At 69.3% G+C, this 21,085-nt stretch carries 18 protein-coding genes, 1 tRNA gene and 1 pseudogene; 7 read left to right on the forward strand and 13 right to left on the reverse strand.

The features are described from left to right. The first annotated feature begins 3 nt into the window (after positions 1–3). Positions 4–732: a class E sortase gene (locus LGI35_RS23365; protein ID WP_227296092.1), complete on the forward strand. Its 729-nt coding sequence runs from the start codon at positions 4–6 to the stop codon at positions 730–732. A 289-nt stretch (positions 733–1,021) separates the two neighbouring features. On the opposite strand, the gene pknB is transcribed toward LGI35_RS23365, so the two are convergent. The 6 genes from pknB to LGI35_RS23395 all read right to left on the reverse strand — a co-directional run bounded on the left by pknB (position 1,022) and on the right by LGI35_RS23395 (position 9,234). Continuing rightward, entirely contained in the window at positions 1,022–3,019 is a 1,998-nt protein-coding gene (gene pknB / locus LGI35_RS23370; RefSeq protein ID WP_227296095.1) for a Stk1 family PASTA domain-containing Ser/Thr kinase, read from the reverse strand. Positions 3,020–3,190: 171 nt separating this feature from the next. Continuing rightward, positions 3,191–4,654, reverse strand: coding sequence for a peptidoglycan D,D-transpeptidase FtsI family protein (locus LGI35_RS23375; RefSeq protein ID WP_227296097.1), 1,464 nt, complete (start codon positions 4,652–4,654; stop codon positions 3,191–3,193). Further along, complete coding sequence (locus LGI35_RS23380; protein ID WP_227296100.1) at positions 4,651–6,090, reverse strand: FtsW/RodA/SpoVE family cell cycle protein; 1,440 nt, start codon at positions 6,088–6,090, stop codon at positions 4,651–4,653. Before LGI35_RS23380 ends, LGI35_RS23375 begins: the two co-directional genes overlap by 4 nt. Before the next feature lie 26 nt (positions 6,091–6,116). Continuing rightward, a complete protein-coding gene (locus LGI35_RS23385; protein ID WP_279349010.1) occupies positions 6,117–7,709 on the reverse strand; it encodes a Stp1/IreP family PP2C-type Ser/Thr phosphatase in 1,593 nt (530 codons plus the stop codon). 87 nt (positions 7,710–7,796) lie between these two features. Next, the gene (locus LGI35_RS23390; protein ID WP_100597256.1) at positions 7,797–8,327 is read right to left on the reverse strand and encodes an FHA domain-containing protein FhaB/FipA; all 531 of its coding nucleotides are present in this window, start codon (positions 8,325–8,327) and stop codon (positions 7,797–7,799) included. 10 nt (positions 8,328–8,337) lie between these two features. Then, on the reverse strand, positions 8,338–9,234 hold the full coding sequence (locus LGI35_RS23395) for an FhaA domain-containing protein (RefSeq protein WP_116512050.1): 897 nt from the start codon (positions 9,232–9,234) through the stop codon (positions 8,338–8,340). Between the two features lie 513 nt (positions 9,235–9,747). Here LGI35_RS23395 and LGI35_RS23400 point away from each other — a divergent pair. Then, positions 9,748–9,831 (forward strand) — tRNA-Leu (locus LGI35_RS23400). Positions 9,832–10,130: 299 nt separating this feature from the next. Here LGI35_RS23400 and LGI35_RS23405 read toward each other — a convergent pair. Continuing rightward, positions 10,131–10,790 (reverse strand): FMN-dependent NADH-azoreductase, encoded by a 660-nt coding sequence (locus LGI35_RS23405; RefSeq protein WP_227296102.1) that lies wholly within the window; start codon positions 10,788–10,790, stop codon positions 10,131–10,133. 121 nt (positions 10,791–10,911) lie between these two features. Between LGI35_RS23405 and LGI35_RS23410 the strand changes: the two genes are divergently transcribed. The 4 genes from LGI35_RS23410 (at position 10,912) to LGI35_RS23425 (ending at position 14,768) form a co-directional block, all read left to right on the forward strand. After that, the gene (locus LGI35_RS23410; RefSeq protein WP_227296105.1) at positions 10,912–11,289 is read left to right on the forward strand and encodes a winged helix-turn-helix transcriptional regulator; all 378 of its coding nucleotides are present in this window, start codon (positions 10,912–10,914) and stop codon (positions 11,287–11,289) included. 286 nt (positions 11,290–11,575) lie between these two features. Continuing rightward, positions 11,576–13,009, forward strand: a complete 1,434-nt coding sequence (locus LGI35_RS23415) for a DUF2252 domain-containing protein (RefSeq protein ID WP_227296107.1) — start codon at positions 11,576–11,578, stop codon at positions 13,007–13,009. A 278-nt stretch (positions 13,010–13,287) separates the two neighbouring features. Beyond that, positions 13,288–14,154 carry a J domain-containing protein gene (locus LGI35_RS23420; RefSeq protein WP_227296110.1) on the forward strand — a complete coding sequence of 289 codons (867 nt, stop codon included), beginning with the start codon at positions 13,288–13,290 and terminating at the stop codon, positions 14,152–14,154. A gap of 284 nt (positions 14,155–14,438) precedes the next feature. Then, entirely contained in the window at positions 14,439–14,768 is a 330-nt protein-coding gene (locus tag LGI35_RS23425; RefSeq protein WP_116512043.1) for a rhodanese-like domain-containing protein, read from the forward strand. Between the two features lie 9 nt (positions 14,769–14,777). On the opposite strand, the gene LGI35_RS23430 is transcribed toward LGI35_RS23425, so the two are convergent. From LGI35_RS23430 to paaA, 6 genes are all read right to left on the reverse strand, one after another. Continuing rightward, on the reverse strand, positions 14,778–15,917 hold the full coding sequence (locus tag LGI35_RS23430; protein ID WP_227296113.1) for an acyl-CoA dehydrogenase family protein: 1,140 nt from the start codon (positions 15,915–15,917) through the stop codon (positions 14,778–14,780). A 142-nt stretch (positions 15,918–16,059) separates the two neighbouring features. After that, the gene (locus LGI35_RS23435; protein ID WP_227296115.1) at positions 16,060–17,118 is read right to left on the reverse strand and encodes a 2Fe-2S iron-sulfur cluster-binding protein; all 1,059 of its coding nucleotides are present in this window, start codon (positions 17,116–17,118) and stop codon (positions 16,060–16,062) included. After that, on the reverse strand, positions 17,118–17,744 hold the full coding sequence (gene paaD, locus LGI35_RS23440) for a 1,2-phenylacetyl-CoA epoxidase subunit PaaD (RefSeq protein WP_227296131.1): 627 nt from the start codon (positions 17,742–17,744) through the stop codon (positions 17,118–17,120). Before paaD ends, LGI35_RS23435 begins: the two co-directional genes overlap by 1 nt. Continuing rightward, entirely contained in the window at positions 17,738–18,484 is a 747-nt protein-coding gene (gene paaC, locus LGI35_RS23445; protein WP_227296141.1) for a 1,2-phenylacetyl-CoA epoxidase subunit PaaC, read from the reverse strand. The genes paaD and paaC overlap by 7 nt, the downstream gene beginning before the upstream one ends. Then, on the reverse strand, positions 18,481–18,771 hold the full coding sequence (paaB, locus tag LGI35_RS23450; protein WP_227296143.1) for a 1,2-phenylacetyl-CoA epoxidase subunit PaaB: 291 nt from the start codon (positions 18,769–18,771) through the stop codon (positions 18,481–18,483). The genes paaC and paaB overlap by 4 nt, the downstream gene beginning before the upstream one ends. After that, positions 18,768–19,832: a 1,2-phenylacetyl-CoA epoxidase subunit PaaA gene (paaA, locus tag LGI35_RS23455; RefSeq protein WP_227296144.1), complete on the reverse strand. Its 1,065-nt coding sequence runs from the start codon at positions 19,830–19,832 to the stop codon at positions 18,768–18,770. The genes paaB and paaA overlap by 4 nt, the downstream gene beginning before the upstream one ends. Before the next feature lie 251 nt (positions 19,833–20,083). Here paaA and LGI35_RS23460 point away from each other — a divergent pair. Then, positions 20,084–21,010, forward strand: a pseudogene (locus tag LGI35_RS23460) (DUF5819 family protein); the annotation flags it as partial. Positions 21,011–21,085: the final 75 nt, after the last annotated feature.

Raw genomic sequence — 21,085 nt, forward strand, 5'->3', positions numbered from 1 at the left:
GCAGTGGCAGCGACGACCGACCACGACGAGCGGGCCGGCGAGGCGCCGCCCGCGCCACGACGCGGCCGTGGCCGCATCGCCGGCGCCGTCAGTCTCTTCGGTGAACTCCTCATCACGGCGGGCCTGGTCCTCGGCCTGTTCGTCGCCTACTCGTTGTGGTGGACGAACGTGGTCGCGGACCGCGCCGCGCACAAGCAGGGCGACAAGGTGCGCGACCAGTGGGCCGACCATGGTCCCGGAGCGCTCGACACCAAGAACGGCATCGGCTTCCTGCACGTGCCGTCGATGAAGAACGGTGAGGTACTCGTCGAGAAGGGCACCTCGTCCAAGATCCTCAACGACGGTGTCGCCGGCTACTACACCGACCCGATCAAGTCCGCGCTGCCGACAGCCGCGAAGGGCAACTTCACGCTCGCCGCGCACCGGGACGGGCACGGGGCGAAGTTCCACAACATCGACAAGATCAAGAAGGGCGACCCGATCGTCTTCGAGTCCAAGGACAAGTGGTACGTCTACAAGGTGTACGACATCCTCCCCGAGACGTCGAAGTACAACGTGAAGGTTCTCGCCCCGGTCCCCAAGGAGTCGGGCGTGAAGAAGCCCGGGCGCTACATCACGCTGACGACGTGCACGCCCGTCTACACGTCCATGTACCGCTATGTGGTGTGGGGCGAGCTGGAGCGGATCGACAAGGTCGACAGCGATCGGACGCCCCCGGCGGAGCTGCGCTGACGGCGCCGTCAGCACCGGTGAAGCGACTCGACCCGCACGTATTCTCCCTCGCACCTAAGCGCGTCCGTGCGTAAGTGCCCCGTCCGTAAGCGCCCCCACGTACGTAAGAACCTCCGCACGTAAGCACCCCCGAACCGCGACCCGAAGAGCCTGCACGTAGCTCCCCGAATCACCACCCGCAGAACCCGCACGAAAGAACCTGCACGAAAGAACTCGCACGAAGAACTCGCACGAAAGAACCCCGGCACCGCGTCTGCGATGCCGGGGTTCTTTCATGACAGGCGGGGGCCTACTGGCCGGTGACGCCTCCGAAGATCCCGCCGCCGCCGTTGTTCCCGCCGCCGCCGTTCTGGCCGGGCGGGACGGTGAGCAGGGTGACCGTGTCGCCCTTGTTCACCGGCGAGTTGGGACCGGGCTGGCTCGTCACGACCGTGGCGTTCGGGTCGTTGGACGAGTTGGGAGCCAGAGCCGGGACGAGACCGAGGTCCGTCAGCTGCTTCTGTACTTCCTTCAGCTTCTTGCCGGCGATGTCACCGGGCACCGTGATCTGCTGGGCAGCCTTGGCGACCTTCAGGACGACCGTGGAGCCGGGCTCGGCCTGGCTGTTGGCGGCGAGGCTCTGCGAGAACACCTTGCCGGGATCGACCGAAGCGTTCTCCTCCTCGGTGCAGGTGCCCTTCAGATCGTTGTCGGCCAGCTGCGCCTTCGCCTCGTCGCACGTCTTGTTGGAGACGTCCGGCACGGTGGAGAGCTTCTTCTGCTTGGCGACAGTCAGGGTGACGGTGCTCCCCTTCTGTACTTCCTTGCCGGGGGTCGGGTCCTGGTCGAGGACCGTGCCCGGAGTCGCGCTGGACTCCTTGGCCTTGGTCTCGACGACGAACTGGTAGTCGTTGCCCTCGAGCTTCGCCGTCGCGTCGTCGACGTTGTCGTCGATGACATTCGGCACCGCGACCTTCGGCGCACCGGTCGACACCGTCACCGTGATGGTGTCGTTCTTGTTGACCTTGGTTCCCGCGGCCGGGCTCTGCGAGCAGATCTGACCCTTGGGGAACTTGTCGCAGGGCTCCTTCTTCGTGGCGTCCAGCTTGAGGTGCGTGTTGTCGGCGGCGAGCCTGGCATCGGGGACCGTCTTGCCGACGAACCTGGGCGCCGCGAACGGAGCGTTGTTCCCGCTCCCCTCGGTGAACCACTTGCCGATCAGGATCGCGCCGACCAGGACGAGGACGCCCGCGAGGACGAGCAGGATCGTCGACGTACGGCTCTTGCCCTGGTTCTGGCGGCGCCGGTCGGGGCGATCGTCGTAGCCGTAGCCGCCGTCGTCCGGATTGACCGGCGGCAGCATCGACGTCTGGCCGCCGCCGTTCTGCGGGTGCAGCATCGCGGTCTGCTGGTCGTCGGGGTGGCCGCCGTAGCCGACGGCGCCCATCGCCGCGGTCGCGGCGACCGGCTGCCCGTCGAGGCACGCTTCTATGTCGGCCCGCATCTCGTCCGCGGACTGGTAGCGGTAGTCCGGGTCCTTGGTGAGGGCCTTGAGGACGATCGCGTCCATCTCGGGGGTGATCTCGGAGTCGAAGACGCTCGGCGGCTGCGGCTCCTCGCGCACGTGCTGGTACGCGACCGCGACCGGGGAGTCGCCCACGAAGGGCGGCCGCACGGTCAGCAGCTCATAGAGGAGACAGCCCGTCGAATAGAGGTCGGACCGCGCGTCGACCTGCTCGCCCTTGGCCTGCTCCGGGGAGAGGTACTGGGCGGTGCCGATCACGGCCGACGTCTGCGTCATCGTCATGCCGGAGTCGCCCATGGCGCGGGCGATGCCGAAGTCCATCACCTTGACCTGGCCGGTCCGCGTCAGCATGACGTTGGCCGGCTTGATGTCACGGTGGACGATGCCCGCGCGGTGCGAGTACTCGAGTGCCTGGAGGATGCCGATGGTCATCTCCATGGCACGCTCGGGCAGCAGCTTGCGCCCGGAGTGCAGCAGCTCACGCAGCGTGGATCCGTCGACGTACTCCATCACGATGTACGGGATGGAGGTCCCGTCGATGTAGTCCTCACCGGTGTCGTACACGGCGACGATCGCGGGATGGTTGAGCGAGGCGGCCGACTGGGCCTCCCGGCGGAACCGGGCCTGGAACGACGGGTCGCGCGCGAGGTCGGCGCGTAGCGTCTTCACCGCCACGGTGCGACCGAGCCGGGTGTCATGGGCGAGATAGACCTCCGCCATGCCACCACGGCCGAGCACCTGGCCCAGCTCGTACCGGCCGCCGAGGCGACGCGGCTCTTCCATGGTTACCTACCAGCCCTCTCCGTCGGTCCCGACCGTCACCCGTGCGGGGTCGGGCGGTGTGCTGTCCGGGCATACCGTACCCGGCCTGTCGTGCCTGACCTGCCCGAGACCGTCACCCGATACAGGACCGGTATCGCAACGTGCACCGTTGTGAAGGAGACGTGATCGGGGTCACTTTTTGGCGAGCACCGCTTCCATCACGCTCTTCGCGATCGGCGCGGCCAGACCGCCACCGGAGATGTCGTCACGGTTCGCGCTGCCGTCCTCGACGACCACGGCCACGGCGACCGGCGAGCTGCCGTCCTTGGCCTTCGCGTACGACAGGAACCACGCGTACGGCTTCTCACTGTTGTTGAGGCCGTGCTGGGCGGTACCCGTCTTGCCGCCGACCGTGTAGCCGGGGATCTGCGCGTTCGTGCCGGTGCCCTCGCTGACGACCGTCTCCATCATCGACTGAAGGATCTGGGCGTTCTTCTCCGACAGCGGCCGGCTCATCTCCTTCGGCGTGTGCTGCTCGATGGTGTCGAGGTTCGGCGCCTGGAGCTCGCTGACCATGTACGGCTCCATGAGAGAGCCGCCGTTGGCGACCGCGGAGGCCACCATGGCCATCTGCAGCGGCGTGGCCGCGGTGTTGTACTGACCGATCGACGAGAGCGCCGTCTGCGACTTGTTCATCTTGCTGGAGAACACGGACGAGTTCGAACGGACCGGGGTGAACTGCTCCTTGTTGAAGCCGAACTTCTCCGCGGTCTCCAGCATCTTGTCGTTGCCGAGGTCCGCGCCGACCTTGCCGAAGACGGTGTTGCAGGAGTAGCGCAGCGCCACGCGCAGCGTCGCGTCCTTGCAGGGGATGTTGCCCTCGTTCTTCAGCGGCGTCGTGGTGCCCGGCATGATCCACGGCAGCGGCGTATCGGTCTTCTCGTCGGCGCCGTTGTAGAGGTTGTGCTCCAGCGCGGCCGCCGCCGTCACGATCTTGAAGGTCGAGCCGGGCGGGTACGTCTCGCGCAGCGCGCGGTTCGTGAGCGGCTTGTCCTTGTTCTTGTCGAGCTTGCCGAACGTGTCGCCGTCCTTCTGCAGGATCCCGGCGAACGACGACGGGTCGTACGACGGCGTCGACGCCATCGCGAGGATCGCACCGGTCTTCGGGTCGATCGCGACGGCGGCACCCTTGCCCCGGTTCTTCAGACCGTCGTACGCGGCCTTCTGCGCGGCGGCGTTGAGGGTGGTGACGACGTTGCCACCCTCCTTCTTCTTGCCGGTGATCATGTCGAGGGTGCGGCGGAAGAACAGCCGGTCGTCGTTGCCGGTGAGGATGCCGTCCTCGATGGACTCGATCTGGCTCGCGCCGACCAGCTGCGAGGCGTAACCCGTGACGGGCGACCACATGGGCCCGTCCTTCCAGGTCCGCTTGTACTTGAGGTCGGTGCCGTCCGTCGCCACGGAACCCGTGATCGACTTGCCGTCGACGATGATGTCGCCGCGCGGCTGCGCGTACCGCTCGATGGCGACGCGCGGGTTCTGCTTGTCGGACTGCAGCTTGTCGGCCTGGGCGTACTGGAGCCAGTTGTCGCGGATCAGCAGGGCGAGGACGAGGAGCCCGCAGAAGATCGCGATCCGGCGCAGGGGCTTGTTCACGGTCGGACCACCTGGGTCATCTCGGCGTCGGGGCTGGGGGCGGGGGCCGGCGCCGGACGGCGCGCGGTATCGCTGATCCGGATCAGAATGCCGATCAGCGCCCAGTTCGCGATCACGGAGGAACCGCCGTACGCGAGGAACGGCATGGTCATACCGGTCAGCGGGATGAGGCCCATGACACCGCCGGCGACGACGAACACCTGGATCGCGAACGCGCCGGACAGACCGGCCGCGAGCAGCTTGCCGAACGGGTCACGGGCCGCGAGCGCCGTACGCAGACCGCGCTCGGCGATCAGCCCGTACATCAGCAGGATCGCCATGATGCCCGCGAGGCCGAGCTCCTCGCCGAACGTGGCGAGGACGAAGTCGGAGTTCGCGGCGAACTTGATCAGGTCGGAGTGGCCCTGGCCGAGGCCCGTGCCGAGCACGCCACCGGAGCCGAACGCCCACAGGGCCTGCATCGCCTGCTCGGAGTGACCGGAGACGCCCTGCCTGCTCAGCATGTACTCGTGCATCGGGTCGAGCCACGCCTGGACTCGGCTCTGCACGTGCGGCTCGAACGAGGCGACACCGACCGCGCCGACCGCCGACATCAGCAGACCGAACACGATCCAGCTGGTGCGCTCCGTGGCGACGTACAGCATCACGACGAACATGCCGAAGAACAGCAGCGACGTACCGAGGTCCGTCTCGAAGACCAGGATCAGGATCGACATCACCCAGACGACGATGATCGGTCCGAGGTCACGGCCACGCGGCAGGTACAGGCCCATGAAACGGCGGCTGGCCAGCGCGAGCGCGTCCCGCTTCACCATCAGGTAGCCCGCGAAGAACACCGCGATGACGATCTTCGCGAACTCACCGGGCTGGATGGAGAACCCGCCGATGCTGATCCAGATCTTCGCGCCGAACACGTTCATACCGAGACCCGGCACGAGCGGCAGCAGCAGCAGGATCAGCGCGCCCACCATGGAGATGTAGGTGTAGCGCTGCAGGATGCGGTGGTCCTTGAGCAGCATGAGCACGCCCACGAACAGGGCGATGCCGATCGCGGAGTACATCAGCTGGTTCGGCGCGTCCGGGCTGAACGACCCGTACTGCGCCTTGGCCAGCTGCTGCAGGCGCTCCGACTGGTCCAGGCGCCAGATGATGACCAGACCCATGCCGTTGAGCAGGGTCGCGATCGGCAGGAGCAGCGGATCGGCGTACGGCGCGAACCGGCGTACGACGATGTGCGCGACGCCCGCGAGCAGGCCGAGGCCCAGGCCGTAGCCCAGGAGCCCGGCGGGCAGCGAGCCGTCGATCGCCAGGCCCACGTTCGCGTACGCGAAAACGGGGATGACGACGGCGAACGCGAGGAGCGCGAGCTCGGTGTTGCGCCGGCTCGGCGCACCGATCGCGCCGATGGTCGACGTGTGTGTAGTGCTACTGCTCATGGCGTGCAAAGGCCCCCAACGGCTGCTTACTGCTTACCGCACAGCGGGACCAGCTTCTGCTCATCCTCCGAGAGGCTGGGGCCAGGTGTGGGCGTCGGTGCGGTCTTGGACTTGGCCGTTCCGGACGGCGTGGGTGTCGGACTCGGCGCTGTCTTCGCCGAGGCGCGTGACGTGGTGAAAGACGTCTTGGTGGCGCCTGTGGTGCCACCCGCCTCGCCCTCGCCGGTCTTCGCGTTCTGCTCGTTCTCCGCCTGGCGGCGCTCGGCGTCCTTCTTGCAGGCCGAAGCCTGCACCGACAGCTCGCCGATCTTGTCCTTGGCGTCACCGAAGCTGCCCTCGGTGATCGTCGCCTCGACCTGCTTGCGCTGGTAGGGCGGCAGGTACTTGAGTTCGATCTCGGGGTGGTCCGTCTCGACCTTCGACAGACTCACCCACGCCAGGTCCTGGCTGATGCCGCGGTACAGCGCGACATGCGACTCGTTCGAACCGACGTAGTACTGCGTCTGCGTCCAGCGGTAACCGCCGTACAGGCCACCGCCCACGACGGCCAGCGCCAGGACGATGAAGAAGGATCTCTTGAGCCACTTGCGGCCGCGCCGCGGCTTGACGAAGTCGTCGTCCCCGTACGAGCCGAAGCTTCCCTCGGGAGCGTAACCGGCCGGGTCGCCGCTGCCGGGCGGGCCGAACTCGCCACCGCCGCCGCCCTGACCGGGAACCTGCCTGCCCGTCCCGCGGCCGAGCTCCGACGCACGGCCCGCGGGGGTCTGCATCGCGCCGCCGTCGTGCAGCTGGTGCTGCTGGTTCTCGGCGACCGCGCCCACGATGACCGGGGCGTCGGACAGCTGACCGGCGAGCGTGTCACCGCTGTCGATGTCCAGGACGTCCGCCACGATCACCGTGATGTTGTCCGGGCCACCGCCGCGCAGCGCCAGCTGGATCAGGTCCTGCACGGTCTCCTGCGGGCCCTGGTAGCTGGCGAGGGTCTCCTCCATCGTCTGGTGGGAGACCACGCCGGACAGGCCGTCGGAGCAGATCAAGTACCGGTCGCCGGCCCGCACCTCACGGATGGAGAGGTCGGGCTCGACGTGATCGCCACTGCCCAGCGCGCGCATGAGGAGGGACCTCTGCGGGTGAGTGGTGGCTTCCTCTTCCGTGATGCGGCCCTCGTCGACGAGGCGCTGCACCCAGGTGTGGTCCTGCGTGATCTGCGTCAGCACACCGTCGCGCAGCAGATAGGCGCGCGAGTCGCCGACGTGCACGAGGCCGAGGCGCTGACCCGTCCACAGCAGAGCGGTCAGGGTCGTCCCCATGCCTTCCAGCTGGGGGTCCTCCTCGACCATCATCCGCAGCTGGTCGTTGGCCCGCTGCACGGCCGTGCCGAGCGACGTGAGGATGTCGGAGCCGGGAACGTCGTCGTCGAGCGCGACGATCGTCGAGATCACCTCCGACGAGGCGACCTCACCGGCGGCCTGACCCCCCATGCCGTCGGCGATCGCGAGGAGACGCGGACCGGCGTAGCCCGAGTCCTCGTTCCCCTCGCGGATCATGCCTTTGTGCGATCCGGCGGCGAAGCGCAGTGACAGACTCATGCGCACCTCGCCCGTCGGCTCCGGGTACATCCGCACGGTGCCCACCCTCCGGTCGGGAGCGCGCTGAGGTCTTGGGTGACCGCGTCGGCTCGCTCGCTCCGCTCGCTCATTGTCGTACTACTTCCGCAGCTCGATGACGGTCTTGCCGATGCGGATCGGCGCGCCCAGCGGAATCGGCTGCGGGGTGGTCAGCCGGGCCCGGTCGAGATAGGTGCCGTTGGTGGACCCGAGGTCCTCCACGATCCACTGTCCGTCCCGGTCCGGGTAGATCCTGGCATGCTTGCTCGACGCGTAGTCGTCGTCGAGGACGATCGTCGAATCGTGCGCGCGGCCCAGCGTGATGGTCTGGCCCTGCAGCGCCACCGTGGTGCCCGTGAGGGTGCCCTCGGAGACGACGAGTTTCGTGGGGGCGCCGCGGCGCTGCCGCCCGCCGCCTCCACCGCTGTTCTGCTGCTGGGCGCGCTGTTGCGGCGGCGCGGCCTGGCGGGCCGCAGCCTGCTGCTGGCGCCCGCTGTCACGACGCGACCCGCGCTGGGTGACGCGCGTACCGAACAGGTCGCTGCGGATGACCTGGACGGCCACGATCACGAACAGCCACAGAACGGCCAGGAAACCCAACCGCATGACCGTCAGGGTCAGCTCTGACATTGCCCCCGCTTCACCCTTCGGCTTGCCGGTAAATGATGGTGGTACTGCCCACGACGATCCGCGAGCCGTCGCGGAGCGTAGCGCGGGTGGTGTGCTGCCCGTCCACCACGATGCCGTTGGTGGACCCGAGATCCTGGATCGTCGAGGGCGTTCCGGTCCGAATCTCACAGTGCCGGCGAGAGACGCCGGGGTCGTCGATCCGCACATCGGCTTCGGTGCTGCGGCCGAGGACCAGCGTGGGGCGCGAGATCTGATGGCGTGTGCCATTGATCTCGATCCAGTGACGCACTTGAGCGCCGGGCAGCGGTCCTGCCTGGTTACGCGGCCGAGCTCCCGCCGGTGCCTGCCCGGGGCGGCCCGGAGGCGGCCCCGCGGGCATCGGCGGCGCGCTCGCCGGCGGCTGGCCGTACCCCGCGGCAGCGTTGGCCGCCGGAGGGTAGCCGTAGCCTCCGCCCGCCGCCGGGGGCGCCGAAGCGGGACCCCGGCCGGGCTGCGGCGGCTGCTGAGAAGGCTGGGACTGCTGCTGGCTGGAGCTCGACGCGAGCGTGCGGCTGCGTACCCGGTACAGACCCGTGTCCAGGTCGTCCGCCTTCTCCAGGTGGACCTTGATCGGTCCCATGAAGGTGTAGCGCTGCTGCTTCGCGTAGTCGCGCACCATGCCGGACAGCTCGTCGCCGAGCTGTCCCGAGTAGGGGCTGAGGCGCTCGAAGTCGGGCGCGCTCAGCTCCACGATGAAGTCGTTGGGGACGACGGTCCGCTCACGGTTCCAGATCGTCGCGTTGTTGTCGCACTCGCGCTGGAGGGCGCCGGCGATCTCGACGGGCTGGACCTCGGACTTGAACACCTTGGCGAAGGTGCCGTTGACCAGACCCTCGAGACGCTGCTCGAACTTCTTCAGGACTCCCATGGGGCACCTCCTCCTTCGTTTTCGTCCTGGTACTGCTTACTGATCGTATCCACGCGCCGGGAAATCGGCTGGTTCCCCCTGTCAGCCCGGTCGATGAGTGTCGACCCTCACAGCTGGATCGTAGAGGGGGTCCCTGGACAGTGTCCCGCACGCGGCGGGGGAGCCGGGAGGGGACGGGGAAGGTGGGGGTGCGGGGCTTGGGGGTGGAGGTGGGACCGGGGGCGAGGTCGGAGGGATGGAAGGGGCTGGTGGTGGGGTCGCGGAGTGGCGCGCTGCGGGATGGCGTGGCTCCCCTTCGGAGGCTTCGGGACGGCCGGCGGAGTACCGGCGGCCTGCTGGCGGAGTGCTCAGGACTGCCGACGGACCGCATCGGATGCGAGGTCAGCGGGGGTGGGTCTGCCCAGCAGGTGCCCGCGGAAACGGATGTGAACCCACCCTCTGCAGCGTGCTAATCTTCTGGATGTCGGAAGGCGCTCACCCCGAAAGGGCGAGGGACCGGAAGGCACACCCAATGCGCGGGTGGCGGAATAGGCAGACGCGCTGGATTCAGGTTCCAGTGCCCGAAAGGGCGTGGGGGTTCAACTCCCCCCTCGCGCACAAGTCAGAAGCCCCACAGATCTCGGATCTGTGGGGCTTCTGCGTTTTCCGGACGCGAGCGGCCCTGCGCCGGCGGGTGCGGTCTTGTGTCCCGGGCGCCCGGGCGGGTGTGAGTCCTGAGTGCGGGTTCTGAGTGTGAGGCCTGGGGCTTGGGTCCCGGATCCGGCGAGTTCGGCGGTCTGGCGGGTCTAGCCGTGAGGACAATCACAGTAATTGGTGAAGGGTCCCCCGGCGTCGTACGAGACGGGGGACCCTCGGGACCGCGGTGCTTCCGTGCGCCTCGGTGACGGCGCGGAGCGTCAGGCGGCGTCGGCGGAGAAGCGCCCGGCGAGCTCCTTGGCCCGGGCGTCCGCGTCCGCCAGGGCCTTGGTGCGGGACGCCTCGGCGAGCGGGATGAGCTCGCTCATCGCCGGAGTCGTGTGCGCCAGGGTCAGCTCGGGAACGATGAAGTCCACGTCCAGGCCCAGCATCGTGCCGAGAAGGTCACGCAGGTAGTTCTGCACGTACTCGAAGGGTTCGCGCGGGGTGCCCGGCGCGTACGAGCCGCCGCGGCTGGCGACGACCGTGACCGGCGTCCCCTTCGCGGACGGCGTCTCGCCGGCGGTGCGCCCCATGAGGATCACCTGGTCCAGCCAGGCCTTCAGGGTCGACGGGATCGAGAAGTTGTACATAGGGGCGCCGATCAGCACCGCGTCCGCCTGCTCCAGTTCCTCGATGAGCTTCAGGCGCTCGGCGAAGGCCGCGGCCTGCTCGGGGCTGTGAGTGGCGGGGTCGGCGAAACCGGCGGAGGCGCCGACCGTGTCCAGGTGCGGGACCGGGTTCTCGGCCAGATCGCGGTAGATCACGGTGCCGTCGGGGTGCTGCTCCTCCCAGGTCTTGCGGAAGGCGTCGGCGACGGTGCGGGAAGCGGAGGCCGAGCCGGGCCAGACGGACGAGTCGACGTGCAGAAGCGTGGGCATTGGGGGTCTCCAAAGGTGCGGCCGGTCGGCAGCGTAGTAGGTGCAGTTCCGTATGGAGCTACCGTATGAACAGTAACTTACTTTTATTTAGTCCCCTACGGGAGGGCAGTACCCTGAAGGCATGTCGGGTAACGGGGAACACGAGAGCGGCGCCGTATGCGAGGCGGGGACCCACAGCCCCGAAGCGTGCAAGCGGGTCGACAGCGGCATCACTCGCGTCTTCGGCCTGCTCGGCAAGCGCTGGACGGGACTCGTCGTCTCCGTCCTCCTTCAGCACCCCGTCCACTTCGCCGACCTGCGCCGAGCCATCCCCGGCATCAGCGAGCGCATGCTCTCGGACCGCCTCACCGAACTCGGCGCCGCCGGCCTCGTCGTACGGGAGGTCGACGAAGGCCCCCCGCTCCGCGTCGCGTACCGCCTGACCGAAGCGGGCTCCGCCCTCGAACCGGCGCTGAAGGAACTCGGGCTCTGGGCCGAGGCGTATCTGCCTGAGGGGTAGCGGGGGGTGCGTGAGGGGGCCCTCGATATCGACCTAGACCTCGACCTAGACCTCGATCTCGATCTCGCTTGTACGTTCCGATCCAGTCCGTGCGTCCCGACGCCGCCCGGATGTCCCGACGCCGCGGCGGTGGTCGAGGGGCTCGGGTTCCGCGCTCGGGTTCGGTCCTCCGGTTCCGCGCTCGGGTTTTCACAATCGCGGGGTTATCCACAGGCTCTGACGGGTTCCGACCGACGGCGGTACGGTCGTTGCCAGTTGATGTTCAGAGACGGGGGAGGCGGTCCGCGTGACCGAGCTCGACACGACGGTGCCGGTACAGCGTGAGGAACCGGCGACTCGACGGCTGCGGGCCGTCCAGGGGTTCGCGACGCGACCCTCCTCCGGATCACCCAAGCAGGAGGGCAAGGCCCTGCGCGAGCGCGTACCGCGCTCCGCGCACGCGGCCCTCACCCTGCACCCCGCACGTCCCGACGCCGTCGCCGCGGTCGAGGAGTCCAACCTCGGCCGGATCGAAGAGCTCACCCCCATACGCGTCGGCAGGATGGCGGCGACCCCGTTCGCGTTCCTGCGCGGATCCGCCGGTCTCATGGCCCACGACCTCGCACAGACCCCCGTCACCGGCATCGGCGCCCAGATCTGCGGAGACGCCCACGCGGCGAACTTCGGCCTCTACGCCGACGCCCGCGGCGGCCTCGTCATCGACCTCAACGACTTCGACGAAACGGTGCACGGCCCCTGGGAATGGGACGTGAAGCGACTCGCCACCTCACTCGTCCTCGCGGGCCGCGAAGCCGGAGCCGACGAGGACACCTGCCGGGAAGCCGCGCACTACGCGGTGGGCGCGTACCGCCGCACCATGCGCCTGCTGGCCAGACTGCCCGCCCTCGACGCGTGGAACGCCATCGCCGACGAGGAACTCGTCTCCCACACCGACGCCCACGACCTCGTCGGCACGCTGGAACGCGTATCCGAGAAGGCCCGCAACAACACCAGCGGAAGATTCGCCGCCAGGTCCACAGAGCTGGCCGAGGACGGCACCCGACGCTTCGTCGACGCGCCACCCGTGTTGCGCCGCGTACCCGATGGGGAGGCGTCCGAGGTCGCGGCATCCCTCGGCGACTACCTGCAGACACTCTCCGAAGACCGCCTGCCCCTGCTCGGCCGCTACGCGATCCAGGACGTCGCCTTCCGCGTCGTCGGCACCGGGAGCGTCGGCACGAGGTCGTACGTGGTGCTGCTCCTCGACCACCGGGGAGAGGCACTCGTGCTCCAGGTGAAGGAAGCACGGCCCTCCGCGCTGCTGCCCCACCTGCCCGCAGTCGGCTTCGAGACGCCGGCGCCCGTCCATGAGGGGCGGCGCGTGGTCCTCGGACAGAAGCGGATGCAGGTCGTCAGCGACATCCTGCTCGGCTGGACGACCGTGGCCGGACGACCCTTCCAGGTACGGCAGTTCAGAAACCGCAAGGGAAGTGTCGACCCCGCGGCTCTCGCCGCCGATCAGATGGATGACTACGGCCGCATGACGGGTGCGCTCCTCGCCCGCGCTCACGCACACAGCGCCGACCCCCGACTGATCGCCGGCTACTGCGGCAAGAACGAGGAATTGGACGAGTCCATCGCCCAGTTCGCTGTCACCTACGCGGATCGCACGGAACAGGACCACGCATCCCTGGTCAGGGCTGTGCGGGAGGGGCGGATGGGGGCTGAGGTGGGGGTTTGAGGGTTGGCTTGAGGGGGTGAGGGGGTGAGGGGGTGAGGGGGTGAGGGGGTGAGGACTCAGGTTGGAGTTGGAGTTGGGGTTGCAGAGTCGCGGGGTGCGGCTCCGGGCTGGGCTGGAGGGCGCGGGGCTCGCGTCGGACTGGGCTGGCGGGCCTGATGTGCGGCGTGGGGATGGGCTGACTTGAGCTGATCTGGGGTGGGAGGGGAGGGGAGCCCCCCCAGAACCCTTGAAATCAGGCGTCGAGCAGGGCATCCCGGCCCGTGCCCTAGGCTGGACGGGTGACGACCCCGGAAGCCGAGCCGACCCCGTCCGAGGCCCCTGCCGCTGAGCCGCAGGGGCAGCCTGTCGCTGAGGGGCGGCCCGAGGCGCGGCTTGAGCGGGCTGTGCTCGCCGCCGAGCAGGCTCTGATCGAGTACGAGATCGCGGTGGAGACGTTCCGGGTCGAGGTGGAGAACTTCTCTCGGCTGCACCACCAGAAACTCGGCCCCATGTATACGCGCCTGGACGAGCTCGAGGCGCAGATCGCCGAGGCGGTCGCCGCGCGGAGCGGGGATCCCGAGGACCGGCGTAAGGCGGACGAGGCCAGGGCGCGCGTGATGCCGATGCCCGCGGTTGAGGAGTTGTTCGACCAGTGGATGGACGGCGACGGTCTCTCGCCGGAGGCGTCCGCCATGCTCACCGATCAGCCCGTTCGGCCGCCGCAGCGTGTGCGGCCGAGCGACGAGGCCCGCAAGCTCTACCGGGAACTCGTCCGTAAGGCGCACCCGGATCTGGCGCAGGACGAGAAGGACCGGGCGCGGCGTGAAGAGTTCATCGTGCGGGTCAACGCGGCCTACGGCCGGGGCGACGAGGCGTTGCTGAAGGAGCTGTCCGACGAGTGGGCCGCGGGGCCGGTGCCCGAGGCGCGCAAGCCCAGCCCGAGCGAGGAGCTGTACGAGCGGCTCGAGTGGCTGGCGCAGCGCAAGGAGCTGCTGACGGCCGTTGCTCAGGAGCTGGAGGAGAGCGCGATCGGCGCGATGCTGCGGATGGCGCCGGACGACCCCGACCGGCTGCTCGAGGAGATCGCGGAGCAGCTGCTCGCGCAGGTCGCCGAGCGAGAGGCTGAGCTGGAGCGTCTGCTGCGCGAGCAGGCTGCCGATAGCTGAGCCGGTGGTCGAGCAGGCTCTTGGTGGTTGAGCTGCTTGGCGAGCAGGCTGCTGCAGCCGGGCAGCCGGGCAGCCGGGCAGCCGGGCAGCCGGGCAGCCGGGCAGCCGGCTGGGCAACCGGACGGCTGAGCTGGCCGGCCGGTGGCTGAGCCGGACTCCGGTGCGAGCTTCGCTTGCACCCCGCGTTGCTGACGGCCGTCCGGGCTGCTGACCGCCTGGTGCCTGGCGGGTCAGGGTCCCGCATGGGGTCGGGTAGCGTCGGGGGTATGCATTTCGGATCTGGTGTGCCCACGGTTGAGGTCGGCGAGCTCGTGGACGGGGACTTTCTCCTCGATGTCCGTGAGGACGATGAGTGGCAGGCGGGTCACGCCGAGGGTGCTTTGCACATTCCGATCAGTGAGTTCGTGGCGCGTTACGGCGAGCTGACCGAGGCGGCTCCCCAGGACGGTCGGGTCAACGTGATCTGCCGGTCCGGCGGCCGTTCCGCGCAGGTGACGATGTATCTCGTGCAGCAGGGCATCGACGCGGTGAACGTGGACGGTGGCATGCAGGTGTGGGCCGCCGCCGGACGGCCCGTCGTGGACGACAAGGGGCAGTCCGGCTTCGTGCTCTGACCCTCTGGGTCAGCCGAGGGGATGGGCCGCCAGCAGGTCGCCGAGTGTTTCCTCGTGGGCGGCTGCCGGGCCGAGTGACAGTTCCAGCTGCTTGGCCCAGGCGTGGTAGCGGTGCAGCGGGTAGTCGGTGTCGGCGCCGAATCCTCCGTGCAGATGCTGTGCGGTCTGGACGACGCGTCGTACGCCTTCCGATGCCCAGATCTTGGCGACCGCGATGTCGCCTGCCGCGGGGAGCGCTCCGCCTGCCTGGGTGCTGATGCGCCAGGCGGCCTGCCAGAGGGTGGCCTCCATGGCGCGCAGGTCGATGTAACGGTCCGCGGCCTGGACCGCGACCGCTTGGAATGTCGCCACCGGGTAGCCGAACTGTTCGCGCTTGCTCGTGTAGTCGCCGGTCATCTGGAGGACGCGTTCGCCCAGGCCCAGCGCCAGGGCGCAGGTTCCGGTGGTGAGGAGCTGGTGCAGCCGGTCCCAGGCCTCGTCGGTCTCGATGATCTGGTGGGGGTCGAGGCGCACGGAGTCGAGGTGGAGTTCGCCGAGGCGTTCGCCGGTCGTGGAGATCTGTTCGGCGAGGGTGAGTCCTTCGTGCGGGTGGGGCACTACGGCGATGACGGTGCGGCCCTGTGGAGTGTGGGCGGGTACGGCGATGTGGTCGGCGTTGTGCGCCCAGGGCACGCCGGTCTGGGTGCCATCGAGGATCCAGATGCCGGTGTCCGTGTCGCGGCGTGCGCTGACGGCGAGTTGGGCCGGGTCGTGGCCGGTTCGGCCTGAGGCGGCGGCGGTGAGGACGAGTTCGCCGCGGGCTGCCCGGGGGAGGATCTGCTCCTTCAACTCGGCACTGCCGTAGGTCTGTACGGCGACGGCGGTCGCGGTGTGCTCCAGGAGCGGGACGCGGGCGAGTGCCTTGGCGGATTCCCGCAGGACCAGGCAGAGCGCGATCGCGTCTAGGTCCGCGCCGCCGTGTTCGGGGGCGAGCAGGAGGCTGAGCAGGTCGGCGTCGGCGAGTTTCGACCAGAGAGCTCGGTCGAAGTCGTCGGCGACCGCGCCGGGTGTGAGGGCCGGGCTCGGCACGCTGTCGGGCGCGACCGCGCCGAACACGGCCTTGGCCGCCTCGACGGCCGCCTGCTGTTCTTCGGTGAAGGTGAAGTCCACTGCCCTGTCCCTCCGTGCACCGGTTCGTCGTGGCGACCGCCAGGATCTGACGGTGCGTCAAGGTAGAACAAGTTCTACGAGAAGGGAATACGCGGAGGGAATGCACGGAGGGAATGCGAGGGCAGTGGGGCGGCGTCAGCCGTCAGCGGTCGAAGTCCAGCTCCACCGTCTCCGTGGCCGGGTGGGACTGGCAGGCGAGTACGTAGCCGGCGTCGGTCTCCTCCGGTTCGAGTGCGAAGTTCCGGTCCATGCGCACCTCGCCCGAGACGAGGAACGCGCGGCAGGTTCCGCAGACGCCGCCCTTGCAGGCGTACGGCGCGTCGGGGCGGTTGCGCAGCACGGTCTCCAGGAGTGATTCGCCGTCGTCGACGGGCCAGGTGCCGGAGCGGCCGTCGAGCTGGGCGGTGACCGTGGAGTGCGCGAGGGCCGGCACGGGGCGGGCGGGTGCCGCTCCGTCGTCGACGTGGAAGATCTCCTCGTGGATGCGGGCTCTGCGTACGTCGAGGGCGTGCAGCGTGCGCTCCGCTTCTTGTACGAGTCCGAAGGGCCCGCACAGGTACCAGCCGGCCACCTCGTCCACGGGGAGCAGCGCGGGCAGGAGGGTCGTCAGGCGCTCCTGGTCGAGGCGGCCGGAGTCGAGGCCGGCCTGCTGTTCCTCCCGGGACAGGACCGTGACCAGCTGGAACCGGTCGGGGTAGCGGTCCTTCAGGTCGGCCACCTCGTCCAGGAACATCGTCGACGCGGCGGTGCGGTCGCTGCGGATGAGGCAGAAGCGGGCGTGCGGTTCGCGGGCGAGCAGGGTGGCCGCGATCGACAGGACCGGGGTGATGCCGCTGCCGCCGACCACGGCGGCGTAGAGCCCCGGGGTGGGTTCGAGGATGAAGCGGCCGGCGGGGGTCATGACCTCGAGGGCGTCGCCGACGGCGATCTCCTTGAGGGCGTACGTCGAGAAGGAGCCGCCTTCGACGAGGCGGACGCCGACACGGAGGGTCCGGGGGCCTTCGGGGCCCGGGGCGGGTGAGCAGATCGAGTACGTGCGCCGGATCTCGCCGTCGTCGGCGGGGCGGCGCAGGGCGAGGTGCTGGCCCGGCGCGTGGCGGAATTCCTCGCGAAGGGTTTCGGGGACCTCGAAGGTGAGGGCCACGGAGTCGTCGGTGAGCCGGTCGACCGCGGCTACGCGGAGCTGGTGGAAGCGGGCCATCACAGCTCCTTGAAGTGGTCGAAGGGCTCGCGGCAGTCGAGGCAGCGCCGCAGGGCCTTGCAGGCGGTGGAGGAGAAGCGGCTCAGCAGTTCGGTGTCCGTGGATCCGCAGTGCGGGCAGCGCAGTGGGGCGTCGCCTGCCTCGGGGGCGCCGAGGAGCGTGGCAGCGGCCGCGTCGGCAGCTGTGCGCGTGGACGGTGTGGTGCGGGTGGGGCCCAGGGCGACGGTCACGGGTCCCTGGGCCTCGCGGACGGCGCGGGGTGGAGCTATGCCGAACTCCCGGAGCTTGCGGCGGCCCTCGTCCGTGATGTCGTCCGTGGTCCAGGCCGGTGCGAGCACCCGCCGGACGGTGACGTCCGGTATTCCGTGCTCGTGCAGGACGCGCTCGATGTCCGTGGACATGGCCTCGACGGCCGGGCAGCCCGTGTAGGTGGGAGTCAGCTCCACCTCGACGCTGCCGGGGGTGAGGCAGTGGACGGCGCGGAGCACGCCCAGCTCTTCCAGGGAAAGCACGGGTAGTTCGGGGTCGGGCACGGAGCCGGCGAGGCGGCGCAGCTCAGCTTCGAGCGGCGTCTCCGGTCGGTCGGCGGTGTCCTGGGGGGAGGCCTCGGGGTCCTTGGTCACCATGACGCCCCCGGGTGGCTGCGGTGGAGGTGCTGCATCTCGGCGAGCATCCGCCCGAACGGTTCCGTGTGCAGGCCCTGGCGTCCGGCGCCGGCGCTCCAGGCCCCGGTCCGTGGTCCCTCCGGGACGGTCAGCGTCGCCCGCTCCAGGACGGCCGTGATCGAAGCGGTCCAACTGGCTTCCATCTGCGGCCAGTCGATGTCGATGCCGTCGACGGGCTGGAACATCTCTCCGGTGTGACGCCAGAGTGCGTCGCAGGCCCGCTGCATCCGGTCGTGGCTTTCGGCGGTGCCGTCCCCGAGACGTACGGTCCACTGCTCGGCGTGGTCCTGGTGGTACGCGACCTCCTTGACCGCCTTGGCGGCGAGACCGGTGAGCGGTCCGTCGGTCGCGGCGAGACTGCCGTACAGGAGGCTCTGGTACGTGGAGAAGTAGAGCTGGCGGGCGATGGTGTGGGCGAAGTCGCCGTTGGGCTGTTCGACCAACTGGACGTTGCGGAAGGCGCGCTCCTCGCGCAGGTAGGCCAGCTCGTCCTCGTCGCCGACGAGGGAGAGCAGGACCCGGGCCTGGCCGAGGAGGTCGAGCGCGATGTTGGCCAGGGCGACTTCTTCTTCGAGGACCGGGGCGTGTCCGGCCCACTCCCCCAGTCGGTGCGACAGCACGAGCGCGTCGTCACCCAGGGCGAGCGCCGCGGCAGCGGTGACGGCGCCGACGGAAGAGGCGGCGTTCAGGGACGTGGTCACAGGTGCTTCACCCCTTCCGGGATCTCGTAGAACGTGGGGTGCCGGTACGGCTTGTCGGCGGAGGGCTCGAAGAAGGGGTCCTTCTCGTCGGGCGAGGAGGCGGTGATCGAGGTGGACGGGACGACCCAGATCGAGACGCCTTCGCCGCGGCGGGTGTACAGATCGCGTGCGTTACGCAGGGCGAGCTCGGCGTCCGGGGCGTGCAGGCTTCCCGCATGGGTGTGCGACAGTCCGCGCCGGGAGCGTACGAAGACCTCCCACAGCGGCCAGTCCTTCGCGTCGCTCATGCCGTCGCCTTCCCGTTCGCCCCGGAGTCTTGTGCTCCGGAGTGCTTCGCCTCGGAGTGTTTCGCCGCGTGGGCCGCGGCCGCTTCCCTGACCCAGGCGCCCTCGTCGTGCGCCCGCCTGCGCTGGGTGATCCGCTGTTCGTTGCACGGTCCGTTGCCCTTCAGGACCTCCCAGAACTCCGTCCAGTCGATGGCTCCGAAGTCGTGGTGCCCGCGCTCCTCGTTCCACACGAGGTCGGGGTCGGGGAGGGTGAGCCCGAGGGCCTCGGCCTGCGGGACGCAGATGTCGACGAAGCGCTGGCGCAGCTCGTCGTTCGAATGGCGCTTGATCTTCCATTCCATCGACTGCGCGGAGTGCGACGACTCGTCGTCCGGAGGGCCGAACATCATCAGGGACGGCCACCACCAGCGGTCGACGGCGTCCTGCGCCATCGCGTGCTGGGCCTCGGTGCCGCGGCTCAGGGCGAGGAGCAGCTCGTAGCCCTGGCGCTGATGGAAGGACTCCTCCTTGCAGATCCGCACCATGGCGCGCGCGTACGGCCCGTAGGAGCAGCGGCACAGGGGGACCTGGTTCGTGATCGCCGCGCCGTCCACGAGCCAGCCGATGGCGCCGACGTCCGCCCAGGTCAGCGTCGGGTAGTTGAAGATCGACGAGTACTTCTGACGGCCGCTGTGCAGCTTGTCGAGGAGCTCGTCGCGGCCCGTGCCGAGCGTTTCGGCGGCGCTGTACAGATACAGGCCGTGGCCGGCCTCGTCCTGGACCTTGGCCATCAGGATCGCCTTGCGCCGCAGCGACGGGGCGCGCGTGATCCAGTTGGCCTCCGGCTGCATGCCGATGATCTCGGAGTGGGCGTGCTGCGCGATCTGGCGCACCAGCGTCGCGCGATAGGCGTCCGGCATCCAGTCGCGGGGCTCGATGCGCTCCTCCGCCGCGACGGCGGTGTCGAACGCTGTCTGGTACGCGGCGGTGCTCGGCTCTTGGCCCGAGGCGGTGCCGGTGGCGTCGGACGTGGCGTGGGCCGCCTGTGTCCGCGCCGCTTGGTGCGCAGCTGCTGTCGCCATCCCGGTCTCCCTCGACCTTGAGCGAATCTCCCGACCGATCGTTCGGTTCGTTGGATTCAATGGTGGGACGTGGCGCCGTAGGGTGTCAACCCTGCGAGGTCCGGCCTGTGGATAAGTCCTATGCCTCTGTGCCTCGCGTGCGCGGCTGAGTACCGTGCCGGTGCGGTGGCGGGAGCGGGCCGCGGGGCGAGGAATCGGTTCGGCAAAAGCGCGGACCGGAGGCATCGGGAGACTCGGGGAAACGGGGCGGCATGGACGCGTACGACGAGGGCTCGACCGCCCGGCGTTCCGACCCGGAGCCCCGGCCGGATCCTTTGCGGAGCCCGGCCCCGGACGAGGTGCCTGAGGCCGCCCGCGTACCTGAGGACGGCCAGGTGCCTGAGGCCGCCCGCGTGCCTGGGGACGGCCAGGTGCCTGAGGCCGCCCGCGTATCTGAGGACGGCCAGGTGCCTGAGCCGGATCTCCCGTCTCCGTCCCTCCCGCCCCCACCCCTCACGCCCTCATCCTCGCCCCCGTCCGCCACACGCCGCATAGGCCTGTCGGCCCTCTCCCTCCGCTACCAGATAGCCGCCGCCTGCGCGCTCGTCGTGGTCGCCCTCGTGGCGTGTGTGCACATCGCGATGGTGTTTCTGCACGTCGCTCCGTCCAACACCGTCTCCAAGCAGTACGGCCGGGCCGTCGACAACTGGATCTATCCGGAGTTCGAGCAGAACTGGAAACTGTTCGCGCCGAACCCGCTTCAGCAGAACATCGCGGTGCAGGCCCGCGCTGAGGTCCGTACGGCCGACGGCGGTACGCGTACGACCGGCTGGTACGACCTGTCCGCACGGGACGGCGCCGACATCGACGGGAATCTGCTGCCCAGCCACACGCAGCAGAACGAGTTGCGCCGGGCCTGGGACTTCTACGTGTCCGCGCACGACAGTGAGAACCGCCCGAACGGTCTGCGTGGCCAGCTCTCCGAGCGCTACATCCGCCGCATCGTCGTCCTGCGGCTGTCCCACGAGGACGGGCTGACGGCCGACGGCAGGAAGGCCGCCGGAAAGCAGCCCACCATCGCCCGCGTCCAGGTCCGCTCGCGGACCACCAACGTGGCGCCGCCCCCGTGGAGCGACGAGAAAGTGGATTCCAAGCCCCTCTACCGGGAGGTTCCCTGGTGGACGGTGACGCTCGCGGACAGGGCACTCGACAGCGACAGCGGTAGTAACAGCCAGAGCCAGAGCCAGAGCCAGGGCCAGAGCAAGAGCCAGAGC

This window comes from Streptomyces longhuiensis (assembly GCF_020616555.1).
In the GTDB taxonomy this organism is placed as follows: Bacteria; Actinomycetota; Actinomycetes; order Streptomycetales; family Streptomycetaceae; genus Streptomyces; species Streptomyces longhuiensis.

Coding starts and splice junctions, on each gene's coding strand:
- pknB (WP_227296095.1), bottom strand. CDS start 3,019: ATGGAAGAGCCGCGTCGCCTCGGCGGCCGGTACGAGCTGGGCCAGGTG.
- LGI35_RS23380 (WP_227296100.1), bottom strand. CDS start 6,090: ATGAGCAGTAGCACTACACACACGTCGACCATCGGCGCGATCGGTGCG.
- LGI35_RS23385 (WP_279349010.1), bottom strand. CDS start 7,709: ATGTACCCGGAGCCGACGGGCGAGGTGCGCATGAGTCTGTCACTGCGC.
- LGI35_RS23390 (WP_100597256.1), bottom strand. CDS start 8,327: ATGTCAGAGCTGACCCTGACGGTCATGCGGTTGGGTTTCCTGGCCGTT.
- LGI35_RS23395 (WP_116512050.1), bottom strand. CDS start 9,234: ATGGGAGTCCTGAAGAAGTTCGAGCAGCGTCTCGAGGGTCTGGTCAAC.
- LGI35_RS23405 (WP_227296102.1), bottom strand. CDS start 10,790: ATGCCCACGCTTCTGCACGTCGACTCGTCCGTCTGGCCCGGCTCGGCC.
- LGI35_RS23410 (WP_227296105.1), top strand. CDS start 10,912: ATGTCGGGTAACGGGGAACACGAGAGCGGCGCCGTATGCGAGGCGGGG.
- LGI35_RS23435 (WP_227296115.1), bottom strand. CDS start 17,118: ATGGCCCGCTTCCACCAGCTCCGCGTAGCCGCGGTCGACCGGCTCACC.
- paaD (WP_227296131.1), bottom strand. CDS start 17,744: ATGGTGACCAAGGACCCCGAGGCCTCCCCCCAGGACACCGCCGACCGA.
- paaB (WP_227296143.1), bottom strand. CDS start 18,771: ATGAGCGACGCGAAGGACTGGCCGCTGTGGGAGGTCTTCGTACGCTCC.
- paaA (WP_227296144.1), bottom strand. CDS start 19,832: ATGGCGACAGCAGCTGCGCACCAAGCGGCGCGGACACAGGCGGCCCAC.